Consider the following 7,569-nt stretch of genomic DNA (forward strand, 5'->3'; position numbering starts at 1 on the left):
TGTCTCAGTCTCTTTGCATTACTTTAGGTTAAATTTTCACATCAACTTTTGCTTCTTTTTTCAGCTTTTCAACTTGTTCGCCTACTTTTTCTTGCTTCTTCTGTTGTTCAAGCTGGCCTTTGATTTGATCTTTTATTTCTTCATATTTTGGAAGTTGCTGCTGTTGCTCTGACCCTGCACTTTCTGCTTGCTTCGCATATTGGTCATAGTACTCTTTCACTTCTTTATCTGTTACTTCTTCAGCCTTAATTTCTTTTTCTACATATTTATTGTACTGAATGCTTTCACCCAGCTGTTCTTTTAATTGATCCATATTAAGACCTGCTTGCTTTAATACATTGTTAAATTCTTTTTCAGAATCATACTGCTTCTTAGCATCTTCAATTTGCTTATTAATTTCGTCTTCTGATGCTTTATAACCCTTTTCCGTTGCATCTTGAATGAGCAGCGTTTGTCCTACTAAGCTATCGATTGTTTGATTTTTAACCTGCTTAGCTGCATCTTTTGTTGTTGGGTCTTGCCCCATTTGCTGCATTTGCATTTGAGATGTTTGAAGCACTTGGTTATATTCAGATCCTAAAATCTTTTCGTCATTTACAAGCGCTACGGTTTTCTTTTCATCTACCTGCTGCTTTTCTAATTTCTCCTGCATTTCTTTCATTTGCTTTTCTTGTTCTTTTGTTTGTTTCTGCTGCTCTTCCGTTTGAGCTGTTTTCGAATCTTCTTTTTTATCAGCACTGTCGCTAGCATCGTTTGAGCCACATGCTGCAAGGGCTACGGAAAGTAGTCCAATGATGAAAGGGTATTTCAATTTCTTCATAGCTAATAGAGCTCCTTTCGTCTTTTCAAAGAATTGCTTTCGTTTAGAAAACATCTTGAGGGCATTGTATCGAACATGCTTCTAAAAAGAAAGTAATTCGATCAATTTTACATATCTGTAACAGTATTGAAAAGATTCGTCATTTTATACACCTTAGCTGAAAAAGATGGTAAAAACTTACCAAATCAATATGTATAACATATCACACTCTATGGAATAAGCGTATTTAATTAACAAATTGGTTACGCTTGTCATAAGAAAATAGAATCATTAAAGCACCTAATCCTGCACAAACCGTGTACATGACCGGATAGGATAAAGCATCCGCAACGGGTCCCATAACCACACTGCCCAATGAAACACCTAAATCTGCTGTAGCGATAAATAATCCAAGAAGAACGTTTCGATTAGTAGCTGGCAATACAAAACTTCATTTTCTTTTCACAAATAAAGGAAGCTAGGCCATTAAACCCAGCTTCCTTTTCATTTCTTATCTAAATTCTCTTGTTCTTGCCTCTTTCAAACCTTCTTGTAAATAATAAAAAAATCTTAATTTCATTTTGTTTTCTATTTTTAAACCTTTAACTCTTCCTTGACTTTTTCTTCTTTCGAAACAATTGTAGTGACTTTTACCCCTTCTTCAGCTTTACCTGTTTCGTTCACTGGACTTTCTTTTGGAGAATTAGATGTAGTAGTGAGTAAGCTGATATGGAAACCAGCAGTATTATATTGATTATTTTTTGGACATGTAACCCCGCCTTTACATATACTTGAATTTTATTTATTTTTTACTTTTATATAAATAAAAAAGAGCAGTTCGATTTTGAACTACTCTTTTCATCATGTTAATGTGCTTGCTCTTGATTATCTACAATAATTCGCTTAATAAAGAACGAAATAATCAAGCCAACAACAGCGACGATCGCACCAAAGATAAAAGCGTTTTGAACACCATTGGTAAACGCAAGCACTGCATTTAATGGATCTGTTGGGTCTGATACAGATTCCATAAAACTTCTAGAACCTGACGATAAAATTGAAATTGCAACCGCTGTTCCTACTGCACCTGCTACTTGCTGCAGCGTATTCATAATTGCTGTACCGTGTGGATAAAGCTCTGGTGGCAGCTCGTTTAAACCATTTGTTTGAGCCGGCATCATAATCATGGAAACGCCAATCATAAGGGCAATATGCAAAGCAACAATAAGCGCTGTTGACGTTTCAAGTGAAATCGTTGAAAAGCCAAACATTGTCGCTACTACAATAATAAGACCAGGAATAACTAACCACTTAGGGCCAAAACGGTCGAATAGCCCACCCATTACAGGTGAAAGAAGTCCGTTCACAATTCCTCCTGGAAGAAGCATTAATCCGGCTGCAAATGTTGATAGAGCTAATGATGTTTGTAAGTATAACGGTAAAATCATCATGGATGACAAAATAACCATCATCGAAACTAAAATTAAGAGAAGCCCAATAACAAACATTGGGTACTTAAATGCTGTTAAATCAAGCATTGGTTCTTTCATTTTCACTTGACGAATTGAAAAGACTATCAAACCTAAAATCCCAACTACAAGGGCAATAATTACTTCGGTACTTCCCCAGCCACCGCCTTCTCCAGCGCTGCTAAAGCCGTACACAATCCCACCAAAGCCAATTGTTGAAAGAATAATGGACAAGATATCAATTTTTGGCTTTGTTGGTGTTGTAATGTTTTGCATAAAAAATGATCCAAACACCAAAGCCACAAGTAGTAATGGCAGCGAAATCCAGAAAATCCAGTGCCACGTAAGTGTTTTTAAAATCAGACCTGATACTGTTGGACCAACCGCTGGTGCAAACATAATCACAAGACCGATAATCCCCATCGCTCTTCCGCGTTTATGAGGCGGAATAATGACCAAAATGGTATTAAACATTAGGGGTAAAAGAAGAGCTGTTCCAATGGCTTGCACCACGCGAGCAATCATTAATACACTAAATGTTGGTGCGATTGCCGCGATAAACGTTCCAATAATGGAAAAGATAAGCGACGCAATAAATAGCTGTCTTGTTGTAAACCATTGAAGAATGAAGCCTGAAATTGGTACTAAAATACCAAGCGTTAATAAGTATCCTGTTGTAAGCCACTGTGCTGTTGTCTCATGAATACCAAAGCCAATAATTAAGTCACGAAGAGCCATATTTAAAGCTGTTTCACTGAATAGTCCGATGAACCCAGCGATTAGAAACGAAGCAATAATCGGCAAAGCTTTTACGTTAGGAGTTTGTGCAGCCTGCTGGTTACTCATAGTTAATTCCTCCCTCTTACTATCTTTTTATAAGTACATAACAGTATATAAGTAATGTCCTCAGCCTAAAGAAATATACCATTTATAGGATTATCATACAAGTTTAATGTTTGTAATTTCTTAAACTTTACTTTTTCTTTATTATACCCACTTCTTTCACTTAAACTATTACTATTGACTCATTTTTCCTATGCCAAACAAATCATTTATACTGGATACCGTTACCATAACAACCATATTTATTGCACCCTTTCAAAAAGTATGATAAAAATGTTTCCATTGCCTACCATTTATTTATGAATGGGGAGCTTATTACATTTGCTTAAAATCATCATCTAATAGATTTTAAGTATATAGATAAGGAGCCGTGGTTTAAGTGGCAAACATTTTAATGGTTAATTTCCCTGCAGAAGGACATGTCAATCCTACTATTGGTATTGTAAAAGCTTTTACAGAAAGAGGTGATAGCGTCCACTATATTACAGCTGGAAAATTCAAGGAACGCTTAGAAGGTGCAGGAGCAACCGTCCACCTTCAGCCTGATTTATTAAGCAAACTGCAAATTGATACGTATTCAACACAAGGGTTACATACCTTTTTAAACGTGAATATTCAAAACTCCATGGATACGTTAGAAGTGACAAAGAAGTTATCTGAGACATTTACATTTGATCTTGTATTTTACGAAAAATTTGGTGCTGGCCAGCTTGTAAGAGACTACTTACAAATTCCTGGCGTGTGCTCATCAGCCTCCTTTTTATTTCCAGAGGAATTTCACAAAAACATGCCTCTATCTCACTTACAACCAAATGAAGAAGCGCTAAATCTTCTTGAAAAAATGAAGACGCAGTACGGTGTGGAACCAGAAAATATCCAGCAGTTTATGAACAATTCTGCTGATTTAACATTTGTGTTTACGAGCTCATATTTCCAGCCTAACAATGAGCAATTTGATGAATCGAAGGTCTTCATCGGTCCGACTTTTCCTAATCGTGCTGATAAGGATAACTTTCCTATTGACATGTTAAAGAACGAACAAGTTCTGTTTATCTCAATGGGAACCGTACTTGATCACACTGAAGAGTTTTTTAACATGTGCATTGATGCCTTTGCAAACTTCGATGGTAAAGTTGTCATCGCTGCAGGTGAACGAGCTGACATGAATCAAATTAAAGAAGCACCTGAAAACTTTATCATTTCCGCTTACGTGCCTCAGCTCAAGGTCCTTGAGCACGCAGATGTGTTTATTACGCACGGAGGCATGAACAGCGTAAATGAAGCTATTCATTTTAACGTTCCGATGGTGGTCATCCCGCATGATAAAGACCAGCCGATGGTCGCCCAGCGCTTAACAGAACTAGAAGCGGGATACAGATTGCAAAAAGAGCACGTCAATTCAAACACGCTCAAAAAAGCGGTAAACGAAGTGCTTGCTAATGAGCAATACAAAGAAGGTATTCAAACCATTAACCGAAGCTTTCAAGAGTGTGGCGGTGCTAGAGAAGCGGTCCATATCATTGATCGATTTATTGCGCGTGAATTGTAATGAAAGCCTGCACCCTTAGCGTTGGATGCAGGCTTTTTTGAGTAATTCATTCATCTTTCCATACATGTTTTATCTGTTGAGAATCATGTTTTGCTAAGCTAACTACTTAAGTAGATTCGTAGTACTGCTTCCAATGAAGCAATCTATAAATAAATAATTTATTGCTGTACACCAATATACCTTTTTTATACAATTAAGTAAATAACAACAAACTATATTAAAGGTGATTAAAGAATGAAGAAATTAATCAGCTCGGTAGTTGTAGTAGGTTTATCTATTTTAGGGATTATTCTTACCTTAGGTGCAATTGGTACTACTCTGCTCGTTATTAGTGCTGCTGTTGGCTTAGGAAGAGATCATGTCGTAGGTTTTGCTGATAATAAATACATAATTGGAAGGCCTCCAACCTCTTATAATCTTTATGAAAAGAACAGCGGTACAACCATTTTAGATAATATAATAGGCTACAAGACAGAAAACGGTAAAACGTATGTGTTTAGTACAGACTCGAGCTATATTGTAATTGATGAAGAAAAGGAATCTTATCTGAAGAAAGAAGTGGAAGAAAGAGATGCCCGGTATGACAGACTTCTAAAAGAAATGGAAAGATTAGAATAAACGTCATAAAAAGGAGAACTTAAAATGGAGCTAGAAACTAGCAGGTTAAAACTCATACATGTACTTCAGAAACAGTTAAGGTTGCAGTTGAGCAAGGCTATGAGAATGGATCTCAAATCTTATATTAATTAAAGTAGCTACACAACAAGTCTAGTGACTGATTGTGTAGCTACTCTTTATTTTTCAAACAAAAACTGAGTCTTATCTCCTTTTAACTCAAGCTTCGCGTCAAAGATCTTGTCTCCTTTTTTAAAGCCTTTTATGAGGTTCGTTTGCCCGTCTTTTAACAGCTTTTTCGCATTGGCTTGCGAGATCGTTTTCCCAAGAATTTTTTTTGAAAATGTAAAATTGCACTGATTACTTTGGTAATTAGAACAGCCATAAAACGTTCCTTTGTCAACGATGTCACCATCACATTTTTTGCAGCTTCCTACTTTTGTTCCAGTCGTCTTACCTTTTCCACCTTTTTTACCTCTTGTTTGCTTGAACTCACTGAGATCAAATCCGTCAAATGACCAATGGTTGCTTTGTTCCTTTGCATCTTCAATTAACTTAAGAGAAAGCTTCTTCGCTTGTTCCATAAACTCTTGAGAAGATGCTTTTCCTTGACCAATTTCATGAAGACGCTGCTCCCACTTGGCCGTCATTTCAGGTGATGCAAGAATACTTGGTCCAATTGATTGAATTAGTACTTTTCCTTTATTCGTGGCAAACACCTGATTCTTCTTCACTTCGATATACTTGCGATCGCGAAGAACGCTAATAATTCCTGCACGTGTGGCTTCTGTCCCTAGCCCCTGCGTTTTGGTTAACACCTTCACAAGCTCGTTGTCATCTAAATGCTTTCCAGCTGTTTTCATTAGCGTGATAAGCTGACCTTCCGTGTAGCGCTTTGGAGGCTGTGTTTTTCCGTTTTTCACCTTTACATCCTGAACAATTCCTTCTTCTTTTTCCTCTAGTGAAGGAAGGTCTTGCTCATCCTCATCTGCGTCTTTTTCTTTTTGCTTCCCATAAATAACTTTGCGCCAGCCTTCTTGGATTTGCTCTTTTCCTTTTGAAATAAACGTTGCCCGTCCTTCGACGAGCGTGTGAATGGTCGTATAGTCGAAAATGGATTGCTTATAGTGTGCTGCAATTAATCTTTTGACAATGAGCGTATAAATGTTGGATTCTTCCCCTGACATTTTAGCTGGATCTGTCACCTGCTCTGTCGGAATAATGGCATAGTGATCCGTTACTTTCTTTTCGTTTACATACCGTTTATTATTCATAATGGACTCAATAGGAAGAGGGAAAAATTCCTTAAATGCACCAAGCTCACTAATCTTTGCAAGCGTATCTGGAAACATTCCCGCTTCTTCTTTTGTCACATAGCTCGAATCAGATCTTGGATAAGAGATAATCCCTTTCACATAAAGCTTTTGCGCAATTTCAAGCGTTTTTTGCGGTGAGTATTTGAACATTTTATTAGCTGTTGCTTGTAATGAGGAAAGGTTGAATAAAAACGGTGCTTGAAACTCTTTGCGCTCCTTTTCAATGGAATCAATAACCGCATTTTTCCCTTTACAAAACTGCATAATTTTATGGGCCATCTGCTCATCAGTTAAGCGAGAATCACCGTCTTTATGCCACTTACCGTGATATATTTTGTTGTCCATATTAAACGTAGCCAGCACTTCCCAAAACGGTTCAGACTTAAAATTTTCAATTTCATGCTCGCGCTTAACGATCAAAGCAAGCGTGGGCGTCTGCACTCGTCCTGTCGAAAAAACGTCTGAAATTCCTTTTTTCTGAAGCAAGAGCGTGTATGCTCTAGAAGCGTTCATTCCGATTAACCAATCCGCACACGCTCGGCTTAACGCTTCGTAATAAATATCTCTTGTTTCTTGTTCTTCTAACAGGTTTTCAAAACCGTTTATCACTGCTTTTGGCGTTAGCGAAGAAATCCAAAGGCGCTTCATCGGCTTGCTGTTTTTACAAAGCGTTAGGATGATTCGAATGATTGCCTCCCCTTCACGCTCAGCTTATCTCTATAATTATGCACATAATATTATTGTACATAATTGTACTCAATCTAAACGTTGAGGGAAAGGAAAAGAATAAGTTTAATCTAAATATTCAGATTTTATTATTGCACATAATAGATTCTATTGCTAAAATTCATTTAGGTTTATCTCCTATGAAAGCATAGTACAGAATTGTACAAAATTATTGGTGTGGAGGTTTTTATGGATAATTTAATCTATTTAGAGCATGACAAACCAATTAAATTTGGAACCTTACCTATCTGG

At 37.1% G+C, this 7,569-nt stretch carries 4 protein-coding genes and 2 pseudogenes; 2 read left to right on the forward strand and 4 right to left on the reverse strand.

Annotation, left to right across the window (positions count from 1 at the left end; translation table 11 throughout):
* Nucleotides 1–28 precede the first annotated feature (28 nt).
* The 3 genes and pseudogenes from BFL01S_RS17955 to BFL01S_RS17965 form a co-directional block, all read right to left on the reverse strand.
* On the reverse strand, nucleotides 29–820 hold the full coding sequence (locus tag BFL01S_RS17955; protein ID WP_061786527.1) for a SurA N-terminal domain-containing protein: 792 nt from the start codon (nucleotides 818–820) through the stop codon (nucleotides 29–31).
* A gap of 226 nt (nucleotides 821–1,046) precedes the next feature.
* Nucleotides 1,047–1,250 (reverse strand): annotated as a pseudogene (locus tag BFL01S_RS17960) (staphylopine family metallophore export MFS transporter CntE); the annotation flags it as partial.
* Between the two features lie 415 nt (nucleotides 1,251–1,665).
* On the reverse strand, nucleotides 1,666–3,114 hold the full coding sequence (locus BFL01S_RS17965; RefSeq protein WP_061786528.1) for a DHA2 family efflux MFS transporter permease subunit: 1,449 nt from the start codon (nucleotides 3,112–3,114) through the stop codon (nucleotides 1,666–1,668).
* 376 nt (nucleotides 3,115–3,490) lie between these two features.
* Here BFL01S_RS17965 and BFL01S_RS17970 point away from each other — a divergent pair, with 376 nt between their 5' ends.
* On the forward strand, nucleotides 3,491–4,660 hold the full coding sequence (locus BFL01S_RS17970; protein ID WP_061786529.1) for a macrolide family glycosyltransferase: 1,170 nt from the start codon (nucleotides 3,491–3,493) through the stop codon (nucleotides 4,658–4,660).
* A 234-nt stretch (nucleotides 4,661–4,894) separates the two neighbouring features.
* Nucleotides 4,895–5,278 (forward strand): hypothetical protein, encoded by a 384-nt coding sequence (locus BFL01S_RS17975; RefSeq protein ID WP_225001647.1) that lies wholly within the window; start codon nucleotides 4,895–4,897, stop codon nucleotides 5,276–5,278.
* Nucleotides 5,279–5,454: 176 nt separating this feature from the next.
* Here the strand turns inward: BFL01S_RS17975 and BFL01S_RS17980 are convergent.
* Nucleotides 5,455–7,302, reverse strand: a pseudogene (locus BFL01S_RS17980) (type IA DNA topoisomerase); the annotation flags it as partial.
* Nucleotides 7,303–7,569 lie beyond the last annotated feature (267 nt).

The sequence above is a fragment of the Priestia flexa NBRC 15715 genome, assembly GCF_001591565.1.
Lineage (GTDB): Bacteria > Bacillota > Bacilli > Bacillales > Bacillaceae_H > Priestia > Priestia flexa.

What these genes read in the sequence shown, in the direction of transcription:
- BFL01S_RS17955 (WP_061786527.1), bottom strand. Translation starts at nt 820, where the DNA reads ATGAAGAAATTGAAATACCCTTTCATCATTGGACTACTTTCCGTAGCC.
- BFL01S_RS17965 (WP_061786528.1), bottom strand. Translation starts at nt 3,114, where the DNA reads ATGAGTAACCAGCAGGCTGCACAAACTCCTAACGTAAAAGCTTTGCCG.
- BFL01S_RS17975 (WP_225001647.1), top strand. Translation starts at nt 4,895, where the DNA reads ATGAAGAAATTAATCAGCTCGGTAGTTGTAGTAGGTTTATCTATTTTA.